Genomic DNA, 24,093 nt, shown 5'->3' on the forward strand with positions numbered 1-24,093 from the left:
TCGATCAGTCGACGGGGGGCGGGACGACGGGACCGGGTGTGCCGCCCTGGGTGTCACCGCCAGCCCCGCCACCGCCGGGGTTGGTCCCTCTGCCCGGGATCGTCGGGTCGTTCGGCGCGGGGTCCTGGCGGTCCGGCAGGCCGTCGCCGTCGGTGTCGACCGGCTCGGCCGGTGGCCGCGTCGTCACGTTGGGGTCGTTCGGGGCGAAGTCCTCGCTGTCCGGCACCCCGTCGCCGTCGGTGTCGACCGGCCGCGGAGCGGCGCTCGTGGTCGGCGCGCTGGTCGTCGTCGGCGCGGCCGGGGTGTCCACCGGCGCCGGCGCCTCGGTCGTCGGCGCCGCGACCCCCTGCCCGCTGTCGCCCCTGATGAGCGGCCGGTCGGGCAGGTCCTCCTCCGGGGTGCCGGCGAGCACGGCGTTCATGTAGCGCTGCCAGATCGCACCGGGCAGGCCCGCGCCGTAGATGATCCGCCCGTTGGCGTCCACGATCGGGTCGCTGGGCGAGTCGTTCCCCATCCACACCGCCGTCGACACCGACGGCGTGTAGCCCACCATCCAGGCGTCGGAGTTGTTCTCCCCCTGCCCCTGCGTACCGGTCTTGCTCGCGACCTCGCGACCGCCGTCCAGGGCACGGCGCGAGTAGGAGGCGACGTCCTTCATCGCGACGGTGACGTCGTTGACGACGTCGGCCGGCAGGACCTGCTCGCCGGCCGGGGGAGCGTTCTCCAGGAGGACGGTGCCCCCGCTGTCGGTGACCCGGGTGACGAAGTGCGCGTCACGGAGGACTCCACCGGCGGCCAGGGTGGCGAAGCCCTGGGCCTGGTCGAACGGGCGCATCTCGTACTCGCCGATACCGATCGAGGAACCGGTGGCGCCGTTGGAGTTCGCCAGCACCGTCTTCCCCCCGAAGAAGCCACCACCGTCCCAGGTCTCCGGCAGGCCGGTGGCCGCGAGGATCGTCTCGCGCACGTTCTCGGGACCGACCTCGTAGGCCAGGCCGTAGAAGGTGGTGTTGAGGGAGCGGGTGATGGCCTCGGTGAGCGTGCACGCCGGGCAGCTGGCGTCGCCCGAGTTGGTCACCGGCTGCTCCCGGTCCGGGAAGGTCTGCTCGTCGCTGCCGTCGCGCCGCGCCTGGATGCCGATGCCCTGCTGCAGCGCCGTCGCGAGGACGTAGGGCTTCACCGACGACCCCGGCTGGCGCTTGGCCTGCGCGTAGTCGGTACCCGTGCCGTCCCGGCCACCGTAGTAGGCGATGACCGCACCGGTGCGCGGATCGACCGACACCAGCGCCTGGCGGAGCGTCTCCGGCTGGCCGTCCATGACGGCGTCGACGCTCACGCGAGCGGCGTCCTGCGCCGGCTTGCTGATCGTGGTCGTGATCTGCAGCCCGCCGGCGTTGATCTGCTGCTCGTCGTAGCCGCGTGCCGCGAGCTCCTGCCGGACCTGGTTGACGATGTGCCCCTCGGGGCCCTCGGGGATGCCGAGCGCGGAGTCGCCCTTGGGCAGCACCTCCGGGTAGACGGAGGCCTCCCGCTCGGCGGGGGTGAGCCAGCCCTCCTCGACCATCGCGTCGAGCACCAGCCCCCAGCGGTCCTGCGCACCCTCCGGGTTGGTCGCGGGGTCGTAGTTGGAGGGGCTCCGGATCAGGACGGCGAGCACCGCGGCCTGCTGCGCGGTGAGCTCGGCGGCCGGGACGCCGAAGTAGGTGTTCGCCGCGGCCTCGATGCCGTAGGCGCCGCGGCCGTAGTAGATGGTGTTCAGGTAGTTCTCGAGGATCTGCTCCTTCGAGAAGTTGTTGTCCAGCTTGATCGCCAGGAACAGCTCCTGGAACTTGCGGCTGAACGTCTGGTCGTGCGTCAGGAAGGCGTTCTTGACGTACTGCTGGGTGATCGTCGAGCCACCCTGCGTCGAACCACCGGTGAGGTTGTTCCAGGCAGCGCGGACGATGCCGGTGAAGGAGATGCCCGGGTCGGAGTAGAAGCTCCGGTTCTCAGCTGCGAGCACCGCCCGCTGCGCCGGCTCGCTGATCTCCGACAACGGCACGTTGGTGCGGTTCTCGTCACCGAGCCGAGCCATCTCCGTGACGCCGTCGGCGTAGTAGATGACCGTCGTCTGCTTGGTGGAGACGGAGTCGGGGCTGGGCACCTCGGTGCTGGCGTAGACGACGCCGACGAAGACGAAGAGCAGCGCCAGCAGCCCGCCCATGATCGCGGCGGTGATCTTCAGCCGGCGTGCGCGGCGCTGCTTCTTGCTGCGCGCCGTCTTGCCCTTGGCCCCGGCGGGCCGGGCCGGGGAGCGGCCCGAGCCGCCGCGCGAGGCCGTCGTCCCACCGCGCGAGCCGGTGGTCCCGCCGCGCGCGGGCGGCCGTCCGCCGCCGGACGGGCGCCCACCGGCCGGCGGGCGGCCGGAACCGCCACCTCCGCCGGTGCTGCGGGTGCGGGCGGCCGGTGGCCGGCGCACCGAGCCGGCCCGCGGCGCGACGGGCGAGGTCTCGTCGTGACTGGGCACGAGCGCGCCCCTTCCTGGACTGTGGTGGTCGACGCCGGGCACCTGCCCGGACGCAGCGGTTCGTCTTCAGCTGTGGCAGCGGAGGAGGCCCGCCGCATCGCGGGCCAGGTGGAGCTGGTGGGGCGGCCGGCCTGCCGACCGGCCCGTCACTGCTCGGGTGCCGCCCGGCGCCGGCCGCGACGCGGCCGTCGGCCCGGCTCGGGCTCAGCTCCGAGGACGTACGAGCAGTCCAGGTGGTTCCAGCCGCAGCCGCGGCAGACCTCCACCCGGTACACCGAGAACTCGTCCTGGGCGGCGTCCATGCGAGCGAGCTCGACCTCGGTCTTGGCCTGGCCGGCCACCGGTCCGAGGTGCTCGCCGTACACGTAGTTCACCAGGGTGAGACGTTCCCGTCGGCACACCGGGCAGGCGGTGTCGGTCGGCTCTCCGTGGTACTTCGCCGCCCGCGAGAGATACGGGCTGGCGTCGCACACCTCGAACAACCCGGTACGGCCCGCATGTACTCCCGCGAGGACGGCTCGCCGCTGCAGCGAGTAGTCCACGACGGAACGACGTCCGGGCACGGCGGCCAATGTACGCACCGGCCCCGCATCCGTGCGGCTGCCGAACACGGGTCTCACCTCGGGTGACACACGCGCCCCACGGCTCCGGGGTGGAGCGGCAGCGACGCCCGATGTATCGTGCCGATACATCGACTGCAGGCGCGACCGGGGAGGGCGACGTGCTCGAGTTCGCCATCCTCGGCCTGCTGCACCAGGCCCCGATGCACGGGTACGAGCTGCGCAAGCAGCTCGCCGCGGTGCTCGGCGGGCTGCGCAGCATCTCCTACGGCTCGCTGTACCCCGCGCTGCGGCGGATGCAGGCGGCCGGGCTGATCTCCACCGACGAGCCCACGCCGCGTGCGCTGCTGCCGGCCGACGCACCGCCGCTGACCGGCCGGCGCGGGAAGGTGGTCTACACGATCACCGCGGAAGGCAAGGAGCGCTTCCACGAGCTGGTCAGCCAGACCGGCCCGGAGGCCTACGACGACGGCGGTCTCTTCGGCGTCCGCCTGGCCTTCTTCCGCCACACGGCGCGCGACGTCCGGCTGCGGATCCTCGAAGGCCGCCGGCGCACCGTGGAGCGGCAGCGGGAAGGGTTGCGGTCCTCGCTGAGCCGGACCCGTGAACGGCTCGACCGCTACACGCTCGAACTGCAGCGCCACGGCCTGGAGTCGGTGGACAGAGAGGTCCGCTGGCTCTCCGAGCTCATCGACAGCGAACGGGCGGAGTCCGGCGACCGGCCGGGTCACCGCTCGGGCGAGGACGACGGGCCGGCCGCTGCGGAGCACGTCCCGACCTAGCGACGGTCACCGCACCACCCAGCACCGATCGGCGGGCCAGCCCGCCCTAGACAGCAACGGACCGCACCCGGTCCGCGCCCAGGGGACCACCACGGTCCAGGAGTAAGGAGAGTCATGGGGTCAGTCAAGGTCGCCATCGTCGGCGTCGGTAACTGCGCCGCCTCGCTGGTGCAGGGCGTGCACTACTACCGCGACGCCGACGAGACCACGTCCGTGCCGGGCCTGATGCACGTCCGCTTCGGGGAGTACCACGTCTCCGATGTCGAGTTCGTGGCCGCGTTCGACGTCGACGCCAAGAAGGTCGGCCGCGATCTCTCCGAGGCCATCGTCGCCAGCGAGAACAACACCATCAAGATCTGCGACGTCCCGCCGCTGGGCGTGACCGTGCAGCGCGGGACCACCCTCGACGGGCTCGGCAAGTACTACCGCGAGATGGTCGAGGAGTCCGACGAGCAGCCGGTCGACGTCGTCACCGCCCTGCGCGAGTCGGGCGCCGACGTGCTCGTCTGCTACCTCCCCGTGGGCTCGCAGCAGGCCGCCGAGTTCTACGCGCAGGCCGCGCTCGACGCCGGCGTCGCCTTCGTCAACGCCCTCCCGGTCTTCATCGCCGGCACCAAGGAGTGGGCGGACAAGTTCACCGCCGCCGGTGTGCCGATCGTCGGCGACGACATCAAGAGCCAGGTCGGCGCCACGATCACCCACCGCGTGCTCGCCAAGCTGTTCGAGGACCGCGGCGTGCAGCTGGACCGCACGATGCAGCTCAACGTCGGCGGCAACATGGACTTCAAGAACATGCTCGAGCGCGAGCGCCTGGAGTCCAAGAAGATCTCCAAGACCCAGTCCGTCACCAGCCAGGTCGACCGGGACATGGGCGTGGGCAACGTGCACATCGGCCCGTCGGACCACGTGCCGTGGCTGAGCGACCGCAAGTGGGCCTACGTCCGCCTGGAGGGCCGCGCGTTCGGTGACGTCCCGCTGAACCTGGAGTACAAGCTCGAGGTCTGGGACTCCCCGAACTCGGCCGGCATCATCATCGACGCCGTCCGCGCCGCGAAGATCGCGAAGGACCGCGGCATCGGCGGCCCCATCCTGTCGGCGTCCTCCTACTTCATGAAGAGCCCGCCGGTGCAGTACGACGACAGCGAGGCCCGCGACGCCGTCGAGGCCTTCATCCGGGGCGACATCGCATAAGGACCTCACTGCCCCCCACCGCTGCAGGCTCGCGGTGGGACCCTGCAGCGAGGCCGTTCCATCAGGTCGCGTGGGCCCGCATCTCTTCGGGGATGCGGGCCCTGCGCGTTCCTCCCCGGATCCGGACGCCGTGCTGCCTACGCTGCCGCCATGCCTGCCCGCCGCCCTCTCCGCCCGCGAGCGAGCGCGGCCGGGCTGGCCCTCCTGCTCCTCGCCGGGTGCACGAGCGAGCAGCGGCAGGCCGGCGAGCCGGTCACCGAGGACGACGCCGCCGTGCTGGCGGAGCTGCTGCACCGCAACCACGAGGAGGGCGGCGCGGATTTCGTCGTGACGGTGCCGTTCTCCGACGAGGCGGTGCTCACCCTCACCGGCCAGATCGACTTCCGGCGCGCGGTCGGCCAGGCGCAGGCGGTGACCCAGGTCGACGGCGAGGACCGGGACACCCGCACCCTCTTCTTCGACCGTGACCACCTCTGGTCCGGTGACGTGCCGGGGCTGGCCGAGGCGCTCGCCGCCGACGGCGCGCCGGCCGCGACCTACCTGCGCCGGCCCCTGCCGACGGAGCAGGCGGAACCGCCGCTGCTCGACGTGGTCGTCCGGATGCTGCAGAACCTCTCCGCGGAGCGCCCCGACCAGCCCGAGGACTTCCTGACCGGCCCGTACCGGTGGCACGGGGAGCGGGCGATCGACGGCCGGCCGACCACGGTGTACCGGCTCCGGGACGAGCGCACCGTCGCGGTCGACGACTCCGACCGGACGCTCGTGCAGTACCGGACGCCGCTGGCCGACGGCGGCATCGAGGTGACCGTCACGCTCGCCGACCACGGGACCCGCCGGCTCGCCCTGCCCGCGGCGGAGGAGACGGCGGCGGCGGCGGACCACCCGGAGATCGCCGAGGCGTTCGGCATCTGACCGGGCCGAGGGCGGGGATCGTCACCGCCGGAAAGCAGCGGGAAGGGGCGGCCTCTTCCCCAGACCGCCCCTTCCCGGGTTCCTTCCTACCAGACGGCGGCTGATCGCGCTGCCGGTGCGTGGCAGGTGGGGCGTCAGTTGACGGTGGGATCCGGCGTCGCCGACGAGAGCACCGCGAGACGACCGGTCTGCCGTCCCACCACCCGGCGCCAGAGCTCCGGCCCCGAGAGGTCGCTGAGCACGTCACCGGGCCGGCTCGGGACGCAGGCCCACGCTCCCTCGGCGATCTCGCCGGCCAGCTGACCGGGTGACCAGCCCGCATAGCCGGCGAAGACCCGCAGCCCGCGCAGCCGGCCGACGAGCTCCTCGGGGTCGGCATCGAGGTCGACGAGGTGCACGTCACCCGCCACGGGACGCAGGCCGGGCGCCACCACGTCGGCGGCCGCGGTCGCCAGGCACAACGCCGTGTCGGTCTCGCACGGCCCGCCCACGTGGAAGACCCCCGGGGCGACGGCGAGATCGCACCAGCCCGGCAGCACGTCGCGGATCTCCACCTGGCTGGGCTGCCCCAGCACCACACCGAGCGTGCCGGTGTCGGAGTGGTCGAGGACGTAGACGACCGCACCGGCGAACGTGGGCTCGGTCAACGCCGGCATCGCCACCAGGAGGGCGCCCGCCCGGACGTCGTCCAGGGAGCCGACCGACAGCTGGGGGACCGCAGCGGCACGACGGCGACCGGTCGCGGGCCGCGAGGGCGGACCGGACTCGGGCTCGGGCGGGGGAGGCACCGGCGACATCCTCCCCAGTGTGCCTCACCTCGGCGTCGATGGTCGCTTCCCGGGTGCGCTGGTGGCGGGGCCGCTCCTCCTAGGGTTGGCCGCGTGGCGGAGGCGGGGACGACCGTGCGCGGCGTCCTGGTGCGCCGGGACTTCCGCAGGCTCTTGGGCACCCGGCTGCTGTCGCAGTTCGGGGACGGCGTCTTCCAGGCGGCCCTCGCCGGCACGGTGCTGTTCAACCCCCAGCGCGCCGCCGACCCGGTCGACATCGCCGCGGGCTTCGCCGTCCTCCTGCTGCCGTACTCCTTCGTCGGGCCGTTCGCCGGCGTCTGGCTGGACCGCTGGAGCCGGCGCCAGGTCCTCCTCCTCGCCAACGTGCTGCGTGCGGGCCTCGTGGCGGTGGTGGCGGCGCTGGTGGTCGCCGGTGTCCAGGGGACGGGCTTCTACGTGGCCGGGCTCGCCGTCTTCTCGGTCAACCGGTTCGTGCTCTCCGCGCTCTCGGCGGGGCTCCCGCACACCGTCGACGACAGGTCGCTGGTCTCGGCCAACGCCCTCTCGACGACGTCGGGCGCCGTGGCCACGGTGGTCGGGGGCGGCGCGGCCCTCGCCCTCCTCCAGCTGACCGGCTCCGACGACGCCGGGTACGCCACGCTGGCCCTGTCGGCGGCCCTGCCCTACCTCGCGGCCGCGACCGTCGTCGCCGGCTTCCCGCGGGGGTACCTGGGTCCCGATCACATGGCGCGCTCGGCCCGGCTGTCCGCGGCGCAGGTGCTGGCCGGCATGGTCGCCGGCGCCCGGCACGCCTGGCGGCACCGGCCGGCCGCCGCCGCGCTCACCGCGATCGGTCTGCACCGCGTCTGGTTCGGCCTGCTGACGCTGATGGCCCTGCTGCTCTACCGCAACACCTTCGTCGACGAGGGCGGCGTCTTCCCCGGCGGCCTGGTGGGACTGGGACAGGTCGTGGCCGCAGGCGCCGTGGGCACGCTCGCCGCCGCCGCGGTGACACCGTCGGTCGTGCGGCGCATCGGCAAGCACCGGTGGATCGGGCTCCTGCTGACCGTCGGCGGTGCCCTCCAGGTCGGCCTGGGCCTGCTGGTGCAGCCCCCGGCCGCCGTGGCGGCCGGGCTGGTCCTCGGCCTCATGGGTCAGGGAGTGAAGATCTGCGTCGACACGACGCTGCAGGAGTCGATCGACGACGACCACCGGGGACGGGTCTTCTCCGTCTACGACACCTTGTTCAACGTCAGCTACGTCGCCGCGCTGCTGGCCGGGGCGTTCGCCCTCCCGGCGTCGGGGGTCTCACGTCCGCTGCTCGGCGTCATCGGGGTGGGCTACGTCGCCACCGCGCTGCTGCACGCGCGCATGGTCCGGCGCTGAACCGCCCCGTGGCTCAGAGCTCGGGCACGCAGGGTCCCCGCCCGAGCGCGGCCAGGCCGGTGCGGTCGCCGTCGGCGAACTCGGCCACCGCGCGCCGGGCCTCGGGGTACATGAGCTCCCGGTCGTCGTCCACGTGGGAGAGCCCCACCAGGTGCCCCAGCTCGTGCAGCACCACCGACCGGACGGCGGCGGCGCCCTCCGGCTCGGCCAGCAGACGCGGCGCCTGCCCGGCGTCCAGGCTCACGGTGCCGGTCACGTACACCCGGGGCCCGTCGCCGAGGGAGACCGCGGTGCTCCCGGCGGCTCCGACCACGTCGCCGGCGAGGGTCGGGTCCTCTGCCTCCGTCTGCCAACCGATCAGCACCGGCGCCCACCGGTCCCCGTAGCGGTCGGGCTGGAAGGGCGACCGCTCACCGGCCATCGGCTCGTCGGTGTAGCCGTCGAAGACGAACCGCAGTCCGGTGACCTCGCCGATCCGGGCGACGGCGTCGTGCACCAGCCCCTCGGTGCCCGGCGGCGCCGCGTCCGGGCGGAGCACGTAGTGGATCTCACGGCAGGGGTCGTAGGCCACCGGCGTCACGCCGTCCTCCTGCAGCGCCGCGTAGGCGTGCGCCCCGCCCGCCACCGGTGGCGGCGGCGGGCTCCCCAGCGGCGTCGTGGCCCCGGACGGCGTGGGGCGGTCGGTCGGTCGCGCGGGGACGACGGAGGTGACCGGGGCCGCCGTACCGGCCACGGAGCCACCGTCCGCCGCCCAGGGCAACGCCGGGGGATCGGTGAGGGCGATGCCCGCCGCCACGGCCGCGGCGACGAGCGGCACCGCCCAGCGGCCCCGGCGTCGCCGGCGGGGCGCTGGGAGTGGCGCGGGAGGCGGGCCGGCGAGCTCGTCGAGGACCCACTGCGGCGTCCGACCGGTCGCGGAGGCCGGCAGCCGGCCGACGTCGTCGGGGTGCTCGGGATGCACACCGCTCATGTCGGCACCGTGGTGACCCTCCTGGAGCCGGCTCGCTCCGTCCGGGGGGTCAGCCCTGGCGGGCGGCCCACCACGCCCGGAGCGCCTCCTCGGCCTCCTCGCGGTCCAGCGGCCCGCGCTCGAGCCGCAGGTCCTTGAGGAAGCGCCACGCCGCCCCCACCTCAGGGCCCGGCCCCAGGCCGAGGATCTCCATGATGGCGTTGCCGTCCAGGTCGGGGCGGACCCGCGCCAGGTCCTCCTGCGCGGCGATCTCCGCGATCCGCTGCTCCAGGGAGTCGTAGGTCGCCGAGAGCGCGGCCGCGCGCCGCTTGTTGCGGGTGGTCGAGTCCGACCGCACGAGCTTGTGCAGCCGGGGGAGCAGGTCGCCGGCGTCGGTGACGTACCGGCGGACGGCGGAGTCGGTCCACTGGCCGTCGCCGTATCCGTGGAAGCGCAGGTGCAGGAAGGTGAGCCGGGCGACGGCCTCCACGACGTCCTTCGGGTAGCGGAGAGCGGTCAGGCGCTTGCGCACCAGCTTGGCGCCCACGACCTCGTGGTGGTGGAAGGAGACCCGGCCGCGCGGCTCGTGCCGGCGGGTCGCGGGCTTCCCGATGTCGTGCAGCAGCGCGGCGAGCCGGAGCACGAGGTCCGGCGACTCCGCTCCTTCCTCACCCGCCCGCGCCGCGGCCTTCTCCAGGTCGATCGCCTGGTCCAGGACGGTCAGCGAGTGGGCGTAGACGTCCTTGTGCTGGTGGTGCTCGTCGATCTCCATCCGCAGCGCCGACAGCTCCGGCAGCACGACGTCGGCCAGGCCGGCGGAGACGAACAGCTCGAGCGCGGCGCGGGGAGCGTCCTGGAGCAGCGTCTTGGACAGCTCCGCCTGCACGCGCTCGGGGGTGATCCGGGCGAGCTCGCCGGCGAGGGAGGACATCGCGGCGAGGACCTCCTCGTCGGGCACCAGGCCGAGCTGGGCCACGAACCGGACGGCGCGCAGCATGCGCAGCGGGTCGTCGGCGAAGGACTCGACCGCGGGGCCGGGGGTGCGCAACCGCTTCGCGAGCAGATCGCCGAGGCCGCCGAAGGGGTCGGTCACCGCCCGGTCGGGGCCGAGCGAGACGGCCATCGCGTTCACCGTGAAGTCCCGCCGCGCCAGGTCGTCGGTGAGGGAGTTCCCCCAGGCGACCTCGGGGTTGCGCGACGTCCGGTCGTACCGGTCCGCGCGGAAGGTGGTGATCTCCACCCGGACCCCGCCGATGTCGGCGCCCACGGTCCCGAAGGCGATGCCGGTGTTCCACGTGGAACGCGCCCACCCGCGCAGCAGCTCGAGGATCTGCTCCGGCCGGGCGTCGGTGGTGACGTCGAGGTCGCCCGGGGCCGTACCGACCTCACGGGCCCCCCGGGTACCTGCGGTCAGCAGGGCGTCGCGCACCGAGCCACCGACCAGGTGCGCCTCGAAACCGCCGGCGGCGAAGCGCTGCCCGAGCTCGATGAGCACGGGGGAGAGATCCACGAGCGAGCGGACGGTCTCCTGGACGGCCGGGGGCACCGGTTCGGGCTCGGGGCGGCTCGGCGGGGTGGCGGACACGACGAGCCAGCGTAGTGCGAGGAGCGATCGCCCCCGGTCCGGCTCCGCGCCCCGGTCCAGGAAGGACCCCGCTGCCCCCCACCGCTCGCTCGCTCGCGGCGGGACCCTGCAGCGCGGCCACCGGACCGTCCCGCGCTGCGATGCTCCCGGAGCTGTCGCCGACGAGAACACTGGTCCGGCTCCGCGCCCCGGTCCGCTCCTCGCTCGTCCCTCGCTGCGATGCTCCCGGAGCTGTCGCCGGACGCGCGCTACCCTCCACACATGGCTGGGACGGGCGGGCGAGGGCGCCCGGGCCGCCGGCTGCGCCGGGTCGACGAGACCTCCGCCGGGGGCCTGGTGGTGGCCGACGACGGCGTGACGGGGCCCCGTGCCGCCCTGATCGGCCGCACCGACCGCCGCGGCCGCCTCCTCTGGTCGCTGCCCAAGGGGCACATCGAGGCGGGCGAGACCCCCGAGGACACCGCCGTCCGGGAGGTCGCCGAGGAGACCGGCATCATCGGCGAGGTCGTCGCGCCGCTGGGGATCATCGACTTCTGGTTCGTCGCCGAGGGCCGCCGGGTGCACAAGACCGTGCACCACTTCCTCCTGCGCGCGGTCGGCGGCGCGCTCTCCGACGCCGACGTCGAGGTGACCGAGGTCGCGTGGGTGCCGCTGGAGGAGCTCAGCACCCGGCTCGCCTACGCCGACGAGCGTGCCCTGGTCGAGCGCGCCCCCGGACTCCTGGCCGACAGCGCGTGACCCGGCCGGCTGCCACCCGAGCCGGTGGCCGCCCCGCCGTCGCTCCCGCCCGGCCGGGTGCCGTCCGGCGTGCGGTCGCGCTCGCCCCTCTGCTGTCGGGCGCGCTCGTGCTCGGCGCGCCCCTCCTCGCGCCCGCGCCCGCCCTGCCCCCGGCTGCGGCGGCACCGGCGCCCAGCGCCCCGGACGAACCCGCCTCCGCCGACCGGCCGGTCCGCATCGACGTCGCCCGCTTCGAACCCCGCACGGTGACCCCGGGCGCGCTGATCACGATCAGCGGCACGCTGACCAACACCGGTCCGGAGCCGATCACCGGGCTGGCCGCCCGGCTGCAGCGCGGCGACGTCCGCACCGACCGGCCCGAGCTCTCCGAGGCGATCAGCGATCCCGACGCCGCGACCACCGTGCAGCCGGCGTTCGCACCGCTGCCCGGCGTGCTCGCCCCGGGGGCCGGCGTGGAGTTCAGCTACACGCTGGACTCCGCTGAGCTCCGGCTGGAACAGGACGGCGTCTACCCCGTCCTGTTCAACGTCAACGGCGCCGTCGACGGCGATCAGGAGCGCCGGGTCGGCGAGCTGTCGACCTTCCTCGTCCAGCAGCCGGTCGTGCCCTCCTCACGGACGACGGTGGCCTGGCTGTGGCCCCTGTCCGAGCCCAGCCACCGCGACGCCTCCGGGAACTTCGTCGACGACGGGCTGGCGGAGGCCGTGGGCACCGGCGGCCGGCTGGACCGCGCCCTGACCGTGGTCGAGCGGCTGCCCGGTGGCCCGCCCGGCACCGAGCCCGCCGCGCCCCTGCCGGTCACCCTCGCGCTCGACCCCGCCCTCGTGGAGGAGCTGGCGCTCATGGCCGACGGTCCCTACGCCGTCGGCGGGGTGGCCGGCACCGGCACCGACGCGGCCCGGGCGTTCCTCGAACGGCTGCGCGCGGTGGTGGCCACCCGACCGGTCGTGGCGCTGCCCTACGGCGACGTCGACGCCGACGGGCTCCAGACCGCCGGGATGCCGGCCGTCGTCACCCGCAGCCTGCCGGGCACCCCGGAGGGCACCGCGCAGGACCCTCCCGGCCCACCGCCGGTCACCGACGACCCCGGCGTCGACGGGGACGCGCCGCCCGCGGAGCCGGCCGAGGCATCCGGCACCGGCGCGGGAGCGGCGATCCTCACCGACGTCCTGGACGTCACGCCGATCACCGACCTGGCCTGGGCCCCCGACGGGTCCTACGACCCCGCCACGCTGGACACGCTGCGCGCCGGCGGCATCGACCAGGTGGTGCTGGGCAGCGGCGCTCTCACCGACGGGGACTCCGCGGTGGGTCTGGACGGATCGGACGCCATCGCCCGCAGCTCGGTGCCGTTCGGCGAGGGAGCGCTGGACGTGCTGGTCGCCGACCCCACGCTGAGCGCCGTGGTGGGCACCGCCGAGGTGACGCCGGGCGGTCCCCGCATCGCCGAGCAGCGCTACCTGGCGGAGCTTGCCGCGCTCAACCTGCAGGCCCCACCGGGGAGCGAGCAGACGGTGCTCGTCGCCCCGCCGCGCGATCTCGATGCGGGCGTCGAGGGCGCCGGCGCGATGATCTCCGACACCGCCGGCCTGCCCTGGCTGCAGGCGGGCAGCGTGGTCGCGATCGGCGACGCACCTCCGGCCGACACCGGCACGCTCGCTCCCCCGAGCACGGACACCGCACTGGACCCGGCCGGGATGGCGGTCCTCGCCGAGGCCGTGGCCGCCCGGGAAGAGCTCGCCGGGGCGATCCCCGGGAACGCCGACCTCGCCCTGCGGTCCTACGACGCCGGCATCGCCCGTGCCGCCTCGGTCCTCCGCCGCGACGACGCCGAGGAGTTCGTCGCCGCCGCCGCCGACGCGCGGGCCACGCTGGACGGCGTGATGGAGCAGGTCACCGTCGTCGCCCCGGCCGACGGCACCTACAGCCTCGCCTCCAGCGACGCCCCGCTGGTCCTGACCGTGGACAACCCGCTCCCCTTCCCGGTCGACATCAGGCTGCACGTGGAGCCGCCTGCCAACGGCGGGCTGACCATCGGGGACATCGGCGTCCAGACCCTCGCGCCCGAGCAGCGCACGACCCTGCAGGTGCCCACCGAGCTGCGCCGGTCCGGCGGCTTCACCGTCACCGCGCAGGTGACGACGCCGTCCGGGAGCCCGTTGGGCGACCGGGTGGAGATGCAGGTGAAGAGCACCGCCTACGGCCCGATCTCCCTGTCGATCACCATCGGTGCCGCCGCGCTCCTCGGCCTGCTGTTCCTGCGCCGCCTCGTGCGCTTCGTGCTCCGGCGGCGCCGGGGCGCCGTTCCGGGTGACGACGGCGCCGGTCCGGCGTCCCCGGGGCTGTCCGCCCCCACGCGGAGCCCGGTGTGAGCGAGCGACCCGGAACCCCCGGGAAGCCGCCCGACGCCGTGGACGACGACGCCCACGGCGGCGACCGCCCCCGCGCGCTCCCGCTGCCCCCGCCGTCCGCACCCGCCCGGACGCCACCGGGCCGCCGCAGCTGGGGCTCTCCCGCGCCGCTGCCGCCGGCCCCCTACCTGGCGACCCCGCCGAGCGACGCGGTCTTCGCCGCGCCGCCCGCCGCCGAGGGCGGCCCCGCGGAGGCCGTCGTGGGCGGCGCGGTCCGGCCGCCGTCGCCACCCCGGCTGCCGCCCGTCCCGCCCGCCCGGCCGGGGCGACCGGCCACGCCCGTCCCCCCGCTGCCGCCGCTGCGGCACCGCTGGGTACCGGCAGCGGACGACACCCAGGTCTTCCCCATGCCGGTGCTGCCGCCGGTGCCGCGCGCCGAGCAGGAGACCGACGAGGACGTCGAGCGGCGCGAGGGCGCGCCCGGTGCCAGCGGCGGCATCCTGCGGGCCGCCGGCACGATGGCGGTCGCGACGCTGGTCTCCCGGATCACCGGGCTGCTGCGCACGATGGTGCTCGCGGCCGCCCTGGGCGTGGGGCTGTTCGCCGACGCCTACAACACCGTCAACACGCTGCCCAACATCGTCTACGAGTTGCTCCTCGGTGGCGTCCTCACCTCGGTGATCGTCCCGCTGCTGGTGCACGCGCAGGAACGCGACCGGGACGACGGTGTCGCGTACGCGCAGCGGCTGGCCACCATCGCCCTGACCGGCCTGCTGGTCATGACCGCGCTGGCCATGCTCGCCGCACCGCTGCTGACCTCGTTGCTGGGCCTCGACGACAACCCGGCGCAGTACCGCGTGGCCAACTGGCTGGCCCGGATGCTGCTGATCGAGATCGTCTTCTACGGGCTCGGCGCGTTCGCCCAGGCGATCCTCAACTCGCGAGGGATCTTCGGGCCACCGGCCTGGGCGCCGGTGCTCAACAACCTCGTGGTGATCGCCACGGGCCTGGCGTTCCTCGCGGCCGCCGGTCCCGGCGAGCTCGATCCGGCCACCATCGCCCCCGGGCTGGTGTGGCTCCTCGGCATCGGCACGGTGCTCGGCATCGCGGCGCAGGCCGTCGTGCTCGTCCCGCTGCTGCGCAAGGCCGGCATCCCGCTGCGGCCCCGGTGGGGCATCCGGGAGACCGGCCTGCGCGAGGCCGGAACCCTGGGCCTGTGGGTCATCGGCTACGTGGCCGTGAGCCAGATCGGGGTCGTGGTGGCGCTGCGGATCGCCAACGCGGCGCAGCGCGCGGGCGGCCTGGGCTCCACAGCGTTCCAGTACGCCAGCCTCCTCTTCCAGATGCCGTACGGGATCATCGGTGTCGCGCTGCTGACCGCGCTGGTGCCCCGCATGAGCCGGGCCGCGGCGCGTCGGGACGTGCCGGGTGTGGTCGAGGACCTCTCGCTCGGCACCCGCCTCTCGGCCCTGGGCCTCCTCCCGGTCACCGCCGTCCTCACCGTGCTCGGCCCGCCGCTGGGCGTGCTCGCCTTCGCGCGCGGCAACACGTCGGTGGACGAGGCGCAGGCCATCGGCACCGCTCTCGCCGTCGGCGCCTTCGGTCTGCTGCCGATGGCGGTCACGCTGCTGCAGCTGCGGGTCTTCTACGCCATGAAGGACGCCCGCACGCCCACGCTCATCCAGGTCGGCATGGTGGCCGTCCGGGTGCCGCTGCTCGTGCTGGTGCCCGCCGTGGTCGAGCCGGAGCTCGTCGTAGCGGGGCTGATGCTCGTCACGAGCCTGACGTACGTGGCCGGCTGGGTCATCGGCGACCTGGCGTTGCGCCGCCGGTTCGGAGGGCTGCGCACCCGCGAGACCTTCAGCCCCCTCGCCCGGATCGCCGCCGTCGCGCTCGTGGCCGGCCTCGTCGGCGGTCTTGTCCGGATCGTGACCGGCGACCTGGGCGAACGCTCGATGGCAGGCTCGCTCGCCGAAGTCGTCGTCGGTACCGTGGTCATCGGCGGCGTCGCACTGGTCGGTCTGGTGGTGGCCCGCGTTCCGGAGCTCCGGGAGCCCCTGGCTGCGGTCAGGGCCCGGCTGGGACGCAGGTGACCGAGGGCCGGCCGCTGGGGCCGACCGTGCCGGAGCGTCCGCCTCGGCGGCCGGAGCAGCACAGGGAGTCGACAGTGTCGATGGCGTCCACGACCACCGGCCTGCCCGAGCGATACCGGCCCCTCGACCAGATCGGCCCGGACGAGACCACCCCCACCGGCGTCATCCAGAGCTGGCGCGCCAAGGACCGGGTCCTGAACCGTGACGTCGCCGTCCGGGTGCACGTGCCGGCCGGGCCCGCCGCCCATGCCTGGATCACCCGCGCGCTCACCGCGGGCGGGCTGGCCACCCCGGCGCTGGCGATGGTCTACGACGCCTCGGAGGGCAGCGGCGACCCGCAGGCACCGGGCGGCGCGGCGTACGTCGTCAACGAGTGGATCGACGGGGAGACCCTCGCCGAGCGGCTGCGCTCGGGCCCCATGCCGGAGCGCGAGGTGCGGCTGGTCCTGCGCCGGCTCGCCGAGGGCGTGGCCGAGGCGCACCGGGTGGGCCTGGCGGTCGGCGGCCTGACGCTGGAGAACGTCGTCCTCCGGCCCAACGGCCTGGTCGGGCTGCGCGCCGTGCCCGCGGCCTCCGGCACCGTCCAGGGCGACATCACCGCGCTCGGCGAACTGCTGGAGGCCTGCCTCACCGGCATCGGCCCGGGCGCCCGGCCGGCGTCCGGCCCTTCCGACCTGGTGGCCCTCGCCCGCCGGGCGCGCTCGACCGAGCCGGGCCAGGGGATGTCCAGCGTCGCGGCCATGGCCGCGCTGCTGGCCGAGCGGCCCCGCAGCGGACCCGGCCAGGCACCGGCGTCGCACCGCGGCGAGGACGCCGACGGTGGACGGCGCCGGCGCTCGCGGGAGCGCCGCGGCGACAACGCGGCCCCGGTGCGGCTGGAGCCGGGCACCCTCCCGCCGGTTCCCCCCGTGCGCCCGGCCGCCGAGGAGGAGCCGCTCCCGGCGGCCAACCCGAGCCGGGACACCATCGTGGCCGGCCGGGTGCTGCCCCCGGCCCCGTCCACTGTCGAGGACGAGCCCTTCGGGGTGCTGCACCCGGGGGTGGCCTCGGACGAGGACCGGTACGCCGACCGGGTGGACCTCGAGGAGGACGAGGACGAGGGCCGCAAGCACCGGCTGGTCGTCGTGGGACTGCCGCTGCTCGCCCTGCTGGTGGTCATCGCGCTGGCGTGGTGGTTCGGGTCGAGCGTCCTGTCGGTCACCGACTCGGTGGGCTCCGAGATCGACGGGACGGCACCCCCTGCCGCCAGCGGCCCCGTCGCGGACGGCGCCGCGGAGGGCGACGAGCCCGGGAGCGCAACCGGCCCGGCGGCCACCATCGCCGGCGCGCAGGTGTTCGACCCCTTCGGCGACGGCGAGCCGGAGAACGACCGCGCGGTCCCGCTGTCCTACGACGGTGACCCCGCCACCAACTGGTCCACCCTCACCTACCGCGGCTCCCCGGCCTTCGGGAACCTCAAGCCCGGCGTCGGCGTCCTCTACGACCTCGGCTTCGCCGAGGACCTCTCCGGCGTCACCGTCCAGACGGCCCTGCCCGGTGCCACGGTCGAGATCCGGACCGCGGAGACGGCCGGCGGAGCGCTCGACGACTTCACCGTGGCCGCGAACGGCACCCTGGAGCAGACCACCGACCTCGCGTTCGACGACCCGGTGACCGCCCGCTACGTGCTGGTGTGGATCACCGGACTGGTCGACAGCCCGGACGGGTTCTCCGCGCAGCTGGCCGAGGTGGAGATCCGCACCGCCGGCTGAGCACCGACGCCGGCCTCCCCCGTCCCCGCAGGCCCGGGACGGGGGCGCTCGGGAATGGGCCCCCTACGATCGTGGTTGTGGCGACCGTGAGCGCGAGCACCGACAACCACCCGACGCCGGGCCCCGCCGTGACGACCGGCGAGATCGAGCAGCCGGTCATCCCGCCGGCCGAGCACGACGGCGTCCGCGACCTGGTCATCATCGGGTCCGGGCCCGCCGGCTACACCGCGGCCACCTATGCCGCCCGTGCCAACCTGCACCCGCTGGTGTTCGAGGGCTCGCAGTTCGGCGGCGCCCTCATGACCACCACCGAGGTCGAGAACTTCCCCGGCTTCCCCGAGGGCATCCAGGGCCCCCAGCTCATGGACGACATGCGCACCCAGGCCGAGCGCTTCGGGGCCGAGCTCGTGCCGTCGGACGTGACCGAGGTCGACCTCACCGCCGAGCCGAAGATCGTGAAGGTCGGCGACCAGGTGCACCGGGCGCACGCGGTCATCGTGGCCACCGGGTCGAAGTACCGGTACCTGGGCCTGGACAACGAGCAGCGGCTGCTCGGCCGCGGCGTCTCGGCCTGTGCCACCTGCGACGGCTTCTTCTTCCGCGACCAGGACATCGTCGTCGTCGGCGGCGGGGACTCGGCGATGGAGGAGGCCACCTTCCTCACCCGGTTCGCCAAGAGCGTCACCGTGGTCCACCGCCGCGAGGAGCTGCGCGCCTCGAAGATCATGCAGAAGCGGGCGCAGGACAACGAGAAGATCCGCTGGGCCCTCGGCAAGCAGGTCACCGACGTCCTGGGCGAGAGCACCGTCTCCGCCGTCGAGCTGACCGACGTAGCGACCGGGGCCAGCGAGACCGTCCCGGTGACCGGCATGTTCCTCGCCATCGGGCACGACCCGCGCAGCGAGCTGTTCGCCGGCCAGCTGAAGCTCGACGACGAGGGCTACATCCAGGTGGACCACCCGACCACCCGCACCAACATCGACGGCGTCTTCGCCTGCGGCGACGTCGTCGACCACATCTACCGCCAGGCGATCACGTCGGCCGGCACAGGTGCCGCCGCCGCCATCGACGCCGAGCGGTGGCTCGCCGAGACCTTCGACGAGCGCTGACCGAGAGCCTGCCGGGCGACCGCCCGATCCGGGCATAACCGACCCGCCGGGCCGGTTGTCCGGGCAGGCACACCTCGTCAGCGCATGCAACGAGCCAGTCGATCGAGAGGGAGAACGACCATGGCAGGCAACACCGTGACGGTGACCGACTCCAGCTTCGCCACCGATGTGCTGGGCAGCGACAAGCCCGTGCTCGTCGACTTCTGGGCGGAGTGGTGCGGCCCGTGCAAGATGGTCGCCCCCGTGCTGGAGGAGATCGCCGCCGAGCACGGCGACAAGCTCACCATCGCGAAGCTGAACATCGACGAGAACCCGCAGATCGCCCGTGACTACCAGGTCATGTCGATCCCGACCATGACGGTCTTCCAGGGCGGCAAGCCGGTGAAGAGCATCATCGGCGCCAAGCCCAAGGGCGCCATCCTGAGCGACCTCGCCGACTACATCTGAGCCGGCTGACCGGCGACGCCGGTGACGCTCTGCACGCCTCAGGCCCACCCGTCCCTCCGGACGGGTGGGCCTGCGTCGTACCGGGGGACGCATGAGGCGCCCCCGGTGCGCCGTCCCGGACGAGAGGGACCACAATCGGTCACACCATGGGAACCGACAGCCGCATGCAGCCTCTGAGGCTGGGGGACCGCGGGCCGGCCGTGGCCGACGTGCACGCCGCCCTCCGCAGCCTGGGCCTCCTCCCCGGTGCCGAGAACGGGAACGACGCGGGTCTGGAGTCGGCGGAGTACGACGCCGGCACCGAGCTCGCCGTCCGCCACTTCCAGCAGGTCCGCGGTCTCTCCGTCGACGGGCGCGTCGGGGAGGAGACTTACCGCGCCCTCACCGAGGCCCGCTGGTCCCTGGGTGACCGGCTGCTGCGCTACGACCCGGAGCGGCCGATGCGCGGCGACGACGTGACCAACCTGCAGGAGCGCCTGCTGGAGCTCGGCTACGACGCCGGCCGGGCCGACGGCATCCTCGGCCCGGAGACGGAGATCGGCCTGCGCGCCTTCCAGCGTGACTACGGGCTGACCTCCGACGGCACCTGCGGCCCGGCGACGCTGCGCGCCCTGCGCCAGCTGGGCCGCAAGGTGACCGGTGGCCGCCCCCAGCTGCTGCGGCAGAGCGCCTCCTTCGTGGAGAGCGGCCCCCACCTGATCGGACGCCGGATCGTCGTCGACGCCGGCCACGGCGGCCCGGACACCGGCTTCACCGTGGGGGAGACCACCGAGGCGGACCTGGCCTTCGACCTGGCGTCGCGGATCGAGGGCCGGCTGGCCGCCGCCGGCGCCACCGTGTACCTGACCCGCGGCCGCGAGCAGGGGCCCGCGCTCGGCGAGCGCACCGCCTTCGCCAACGACGCCCGGGGTGACCTGTTCATCTCCCTGCACCTGGACGCGCACGGCTCCGAGCACGCCCGCGGCGTGGCCAGCTACTACTACGGCACCGGGTCCGGCGCATCGTCCACGGTGGGGGAGCAGTTCGCCAACCTGGTGCGCCGCGAGGTCGTCGCCCGCACGGGGATGCTCGACCTCGGCTCGCACCCCAAGACGTGGGAGCTGCTGCGCATGACCCGCATGCCGGCGGTCCGGCTCGACTGCGGCTACCTCTCCCACCCGGTCGACCGGCAGCTGCTGCTCGACGCGCGGGTGCGCAGCTCCATCGCCCACGGTGTCCTGGCCGCCGTGCAGCGGCTCTACCTCCCGGCCGAGTCCGACCCGCCGACCGGCACCTTCGTCCTGCCCGAGAAGGCCTAGCAGGGCCGCTCCGCCACCAGGACGCCGGCCGGACCCGAACGGTCCACCTGGCACCGGTGGTCTCACCGGGTCCCCGATCGCCCGCGCCTACACTCCTGGGGTGGTCACCATCCCGCCCGGCACGCCTGCCGGTTCCGGACAGCAGGGGGCGCATTCCGGTGCGCACCCCCATCCCGCGCCGCGTCATCCGCGGCTCGACCCGCTGGCCGACCGCTACGCAGCACGCACCCACGGGATGAAGACGTCGGAGATCCGGGCGCTCTTCTCCGTGGTCAGCCGGCCCGAGGTGGTCTCGCTGGCCGGTGGCATGCCCGCCGTCACCGCGCTCCCGCTGGACGCCGTGGGCTCGATGATCGGCGACCTGGTCTCCGGCATGGGCGCGCAGACGCTCCAGTACGGCTCGGGTCAGGGCGACCCACGGCTGCGGGAGCGCATCTGCGACGTCATGGCGCTCGAGGGCATCACCGACGCCTCGCCGAGCGAGGTCGTGGTCACGGTGGGTTCGCAGCAGGGCCTGGACCTGGTCACCCGCGTCTTCATCGACCCCGGTGACGTGATCCTGGCCGAGGCGCCGTCCTACGTCGGCGCGCTCGGCGTCTTCCAGTCCGCTCAGGCCCGGGTGCGGCACGTCGCCATGGACGACGACGGGCTGATCCCGGAGGCGCTGGAGGAGGCCCTGGCCGCGTGCCGTGCCGACGGCGACCGGGTGAAGTTCCTCTACACCGTGCCGAACTTCCACAACCCCGCCGGCGTGACGCTCTCCGAGCCGCGCCGCGAGGAGATCATGGCGATCGCCGAGCGGTGGGACCTCCTGATCATCGAGGACAACCCGTACGGCCTGCTCGGCTTCGACCGCGAGCCGATGCGGGCACTGCGCGCCCGCGACGCCCACCGGGTGATCTACCTCGGCTCGTTCTCCAAGACGTTCTCGCCGGGTCTGCGCGTGGGGTGGGTGCTCGCGCCGCTGGCGGTCCGGGAGAAGCTCGTCCTGGCCACCGAGGCGCAGGTGCTCTGCCCGCCGTCGCTCACCCAGTACGCCGTCGCCCGGTACCTGGACACCCAGCCCTGGCGCGAGCAGATCAAGCTGTTCACCGAGCTCTACCGGGAGCGCCGCGACGCCACGCTGGAGTCCCTGCAGGCGCTCATGCCGCCGGGCACCACCTGGACCCGCCCCGACGGTGGCTTCTACGTGTGGCTGAAGCTGCCCGCCGGGCTGGACGCGAAGCTGATGCAGCCCCGCGCCGTCGGGGCGCACGTCGCCTACGTCCCCGGCATCGGTTTCTACGCCGACGGCGGCGGCCAGGAGTACATGCGGCTGTCGTACTGCTACCCCGAGCCCGACCAGATCCGCGAGGGGGTCCGCCGGCTCGCCCGCGTCGTCGAGGCCGAACTGGACCTGCACTCCACCTTTGACAAGGTCGACACCGGTACCTTCCGGGCGATCCGGCCTGGCTCCGGCCACGACGCCGAGTCGATGGTCGGTCCGGCGAACAGCGACACCTACGAGGACGGCCGATGAGCGAGACGGCGCCCGCCACGGAGCCCGCTGCCCCGGAGGAGCGACACCCGCTGCGGGCCGTCGTCCTCGCCGGTGGCCTCACCTTCGAACGCGAGGTCAGCCTCTCCACCGGCACCCAGGTGGTCGAGGAGCTCACCCGCGTCGGCCTGGACGCCGAACTGCGCGACGCCGACGCCGAGCTGCTGCCCGGGCTGGCCGCGGCCCCGGCCGACGCGGTCTTCATCGCGCTGCACGGTGCCACCGGGGAGGACGGCGCCCTCCGTGCGGTCCTCGACCTCGCCGGGGTGCCGTACGTCGGGTCGCCGGCGGCGTCGTGCCGGTTGGCCTGGGACAAGCCGGCCGCGAAGTCGGTGGTTCGCACCGCCGGCGTCACCACGCCGGACTGGGTGGCGCTCCCGCACAGCACCTTCCGCGAACTGGGCGCCGGCGCGGTGCTGGACCTGATGGTGGCGCGGCTGGGGCTGCCCCTCATGGTCAAGCCGGCCTCGGGCGGGTCGGCTCTCGGCGTGCAGAAGATCAGCCGGGTGGAGGACCTGCCGGCCGCGATGGTCAGCTGCTTCGCCTATGGCGACACCGTGATGGTGGAGCGCTTCGTCGAGGGGGTCGAGGTGGCGCTCGCCGTCGTCGACCTGGGCGAGGGACCGGTCGCGCTGCCGGCCGTCGAGATCGAGCCGGAGTCCGGCGTCTTCGACTACGCGTCCCGCTACTCACCGGGGCTCACCGAGTACCACGCGCCCGCCCGCATCCCGGACGAGGCGGCGGCCCGTGCCGCCGAGGTCGCCGTCCGGGTGCACGAGGTGCTGGGGCTGGCCGACCTCTCCCGCACCGACGCGATCGTGACCCCCGACGGCGAGGTGCACTTCCTCGAGGTGAACGTCTCGCCCGGCCTCACCGAGACCTCCATGTTCCCCATGGCGGTGGAGGCGGCCGGCTACGACCTCGGCGCGGTGCTGGCCCGCCTGCTCGCCCGGCGCGCGGAGAACCCGCGCTGACCCGCACGAATCCCCGTGCAGAGCGGCCCCTTACGTCAGTGACGTAAGGGGCCGCTCTGCACCAGGTGAGGGCTTCAGGCGTCGGGACGGCGCCCGGTGATCTCCGGAGCCATGACGCCGATGATCCGCTGCAGGTCGTCCACCGAGCCGAACTCGACGACGATCTTCCCCTTGGCCCGGCCGATCTGGATCTTGACCTTGGTCTCGAACATGTCCGAGAGCCGGGAGCCCAGCTCCTCCACCCCGGGGGCGCTGATGTTGCGGGCCCGCCGCTTGGCCGTCGGCTGCTCGGCGGCCGCCAGGGCCACCGCCTCCTCGGTCGCGCGGACCGACATCCCCTCGGCGACGATGCGCGTCGCCAGCGCGTCCTGGGCCTCTGCGTCCGGGAGCCCGAGCAGGGCGCGGGCGTGGCCGGCGGAGATGACCCCCGCGGCGACCCGGGTCTGCACCTTCACCGGCAGCTTCATCAGCCGGATGGTGTTGGTGACCTGGGAGCGGCTGCGCCCGATCCGCTGCGCGAGCTCCTCGTGGGTGGCCCCGAACTCCTCCAGGAGCTGCTGGTACGCGGCGGCTTCCTCCAGCGGGTTCAGCTGGACCCGGTGGATGTTCTCGAGCAGCGCGTCGCGCAGCATCGCGTCGTCGGTGGTGTCGCGCACGATCGCCGGCACGGTGCCGAGGCCGGCCGCTCGCGCGGCGCGGAGCCGCCGTTCGCCCATGATGAGCTCGTAGCGACCACCGTCGGACTCCCGCACGACGATCGGCTGGAGGAGCCCGAACTCCCTGACGCTGTGGGTCAGCTCTTCGAGCGCCTCGTCGTCGAAGACCTGCCGCGGCTGCTTGGGGTTCGGCACGACGTCCTCGACCGCGACCTCGCGCAGCTGCGCGCCCGGGACGCCCACCGCCTCGCTCTCCGCGGCCGGGGACGGCGCCGGAGAGGGCACCAGGCTGACCGGCGCACGCGACAGCTCGGGCGCATCCGCGGCCGGGGAGGCGGCGTCCGACCCCGCCTCGGACCGCGTGGCCGCCTGCTCGTCCCGCTCCGCGCCCGGCACCGGGGCGGCGGGAGCGACCGGGGGAGGCGTGGGCGCCGGTCCGGTCGGGATGAGTGCCGCCAGCCCGCGCCCCAGGCCGCCTCGCTTCGTCATGACTGCTCCTCG

At 74.3% G+C, this 24,093-nt stretch carries 19 protein-coding genes; 13 read left to right on the top strand and 6 right to left on the bottom strand.

Going from position 1 to position 24,093, the window contains the following annotated elements; translation table 11 throughout:
• Positions 1–4 precede the first annotated feature (4 nt).
• Together ACI79S_RS01155 and ACI79S_RS01160 are read right to left on the bottom strand one after the other, a co-directional pair.
• Complete coding sequence (locus ACI79S_RS01155) at positions 5–2,506, bottom strand: transglycosylase domain-containing protein (protein WP_456591607.1); 2,502 nt, start codon at positions 2,504–2,506, stop codon at positions 5–7.
• 146 nt (positions 2,507–2,652) lie between these two features.
• Complete coding sequence (locus tag ACI79S_RS01160; protein WP_456589613.1) at positions 2,653–3,069, bottom strand: DUF5318 family protein; 417 nt, start codon at positions 3,067–3,069, stop codon at positions 2,653–2,655.
• A gap of 158 nt (positions 3,070–3,227) precedes the next feature.
• Between ACI79S_RS01160 and ACI79S_RS01165 the strand changes: the two genes are divergently transcribed.
• The 3 genes from ACI79S_RS01165 to ACI79S_RS01175 all read left to right on the top strand — a co-directional run bounded on the left by ACI79S_RS01165 (position 3,228) and on the right by ACI79S_RS01175 (position 5,951).
• Positions 3,228–3,848 (top strand): PadR family transcriptional regulator, encoded by a 621-nt coding sequence (locus ACI79S_RS01165; protein WP_456591608.1) that lies wholly within the window; start codon positions 3,228–3,230, stop codon positions 3,846–3,848.
• A 114-nt stretch (positions 3,849–3,962) separates the two neighbouring features.
• Entirely contained in the window at positions 3,963–5,039 is a 1,077-nt protein-coding gene (locus ACI79S_RS01170; protein WP_456591609.1) for an inositol-3-phosphate synthase, read from the top strand.
• A 150-nt stretch (positions 5,040–5,189) separates the two neighbouring features.
• Complete coding sequence (locus tag ACI79S_RS01175; RefSeq protein WP_456591610.1) at positions 5,190–5,951, top strand: hypothetical protein; 762 nt, start codon at positions 5,190–5,192, stop codon at positions 5,949–5,951.
• 134 nt (positions 5,952–6,085) lie between these two features.
• Here ACI79S_RS01175 and ACI79S_RS01180 read toward each other — a convergent pair whose 3' ends face one another.
• Positions 6,086–6,739, bottom strand: a complete 654-nt coding sequence (locus ACI79S_RS01180) for a YqgE/AlgH family protein (protein ID WP_456591611.1) — start codon at positions 6,737–6,739, stop codon at positions 6,086–6,088.
• A gap of 93 nt (positions 6,740–6,832) precedes the next feature.
• Between ACI79S_RS01180 and ACI79S_RS01185 the strand changes: the two genes are divergently transcribed.
• Positions 6,833–8,104 (top strand): MFS transporter, encoded by a 1,272-nt coding sequence (locus ACI79S_RS01185; RefSeq protein WP_456591612.1) that lies wholly within the window; start codon positions 6,833–6,835, stop codon positions 8,102–8,104.
• 13 nt (positions 8,105–8,117) lie between these two features.
• Here ACI79S_RS01185 and ACI79S_RS01190 read toward each other — a convergent pair whose 3' ends face one another.
• Complete coding sequence (locus ACI79S_RS01190; RefSeq protein ID WP_456591613.1) at positions 8,118–9,074, bottom strand: matrixin family metalloprotease; 957 nt, start codon at positions 9,072–9,074, stop codon at positions 8,118–8,120.
• A gap of 49 nt (positions 9,075–9,123) precedes the next feature.
• Positions 9,124–10,638 (bottom strand): CCA tRNA nucleotidyltransferase, encoded by a 1,515-nt coding sequence (locus ACI79S_RS01195; RefSeq protein ID WP_456591614.1) that lies wholly within the window; start codon positions 10,636–10,638, stop codon positions 9,124–9,126.
• Between the two features lie 261 nt (positions 10,639–10,899).
• Here ACI79S_RS01195 and ACI79S_RS01200 point away from each other — a divergent pair, with 261 nt between their 5' ends.
• From ACI79S_RS01200 to ACI79S_RS01240, 9 genes are all read left to right on the top strand, one after another.
• Complete coding sequence (locus ACI79S_RS01200; RefSeq protein WP_091930860.1) at positions 10,900–11,376, top strand: NUDIX hydrolase; 477 nt, start codon at positions 10,900–10,902, stop codon at positions 11,374–11,376.
• The gene (locus tag ACI79S_RS01205) at positions 11,373–13,748 is read left to right on the top strand and encodes a DUF6049 family protein (protein WP_456591615.1); all 2,376 of its coding nucleotides are present in this window, start codon (positions 11,373–11,375) and stop codon (positions 13,746–13,748) included. Before ACI79S_RS01200 ends, ACI79S_RS01205 begins: the two co-directional genes overlap by 4 nt.
• Positions 13,745–15,820 (top strand): murein biosynthesis integral membrane protein MurJ, encoded by a 2,076-nt coding sequence (murJ, locus tag ACI79S_RS01210; protein ID WP_456591616.1) that lies wholly within the window; start codon positions 13,745–13,747, stop codon positions 15,818–15,820. Before ACI79S_RS01205 ends, murJ begins: the two co-directional genes overlap by 4 nt.
• 80 nt (positions 15,821–15,900) lie before the next feature.
• The gene (locus ACI79S_RS01215; RefSeq protein WP_456591617.1) at positions 15,901–17,571 is read left to right on the top strand and encodes a hypothetical protein; all 1,671 of its coding nucleotides are present in this window, start codon (positions 15,901–15,903) and stop codon (positions 17,569–17,571) included.
• A 77-nt stretch (positions 17,572–17,648) separates the two neighbouring features.
• Positions 17,649–18,680, top strand: coding sequence for a thioredoxin-disulfide reductase (gene trxB / locus ACI79S_RS01220; protein WP_456591618.1), 1,032 nt, complete (start codon positions 17,649–17,651; stop codon positions 18,678–18,680).
• Between the two features lie 120 nt (positions 18,681–18,800).
• A complete protein-coding gene (gene trxA / locus ACI79S_RS01225; protein WP_236828597.1) occupies positions 18,801–19,127 on the top strand; it encodes a thioredoxin in 327 nt (108 codons plus the stop codon).
• Between the two features lie 164 nt (positions 19,128–19,291).
• Complete coding sequence (locus ACI79S_RS01230) at positions 19,292–20,425, top strand: N-acetylmuramoyl-L-alanine amidase (protein WP_456591619.1); 1,134 nt, start codon at positions 19,292–19,294, stop codon at positions 20,423–20,425.
• 235 nt (positions 20,426–20,660) lie between these two features.
• Positions 20,661–21,944: an aminotransferase-like domain-containing protein gene (locus ACI79S_RS01235; RefSeq protein ID WP_456591620.1), complete on the top strand. Its 1,284-nt coding sequence runs from the start codon at positions 20,661–20,663 to the stop codon at positions 21,942–21,944.
• Positions 21,941–22,936 (top strand): D-alanine--D-alanine ligase family protein, encoded by a 996-nt coding sequence (locus tag ACI79S_RS01240; RefSeq protein WP_456591621.1) that lies wholly within the window; start codon positions 21,941–21,943, stop codon positions 22,934–22,936. Before ACI79S_RS01235 ends, ACI79S_RS01240 begins: the two co-directional genes overlap by 4 nt.
• Before the next feature lie 74 nt (positions 22,937–23,010).
• On the opposite strand, the gene ACI79S_RS01245 is transcribed toward ACI79S_RS01240, so the two are convergent.
• Positions 23,011–24,081 carry a ParB/RepB/Spo0J family partition protein gene (locus tag ACI79S_RS01245; RefSeq protein WP_456591622.1) on the bottom strand — a complete coding sequence of 357 codons (1,071 nt, stop codon included), beginning with the start codon at positions 24,079–24,081 and terminating at the stop codon, positions 23,011–23,013.
• Positions 24,082–24,093 lie beyond the last annotated feature (12 nt).

The sequence above is a fragment of the Blastococcus sp. SYSU DS1024 genome, assembly GCF_054050795.1.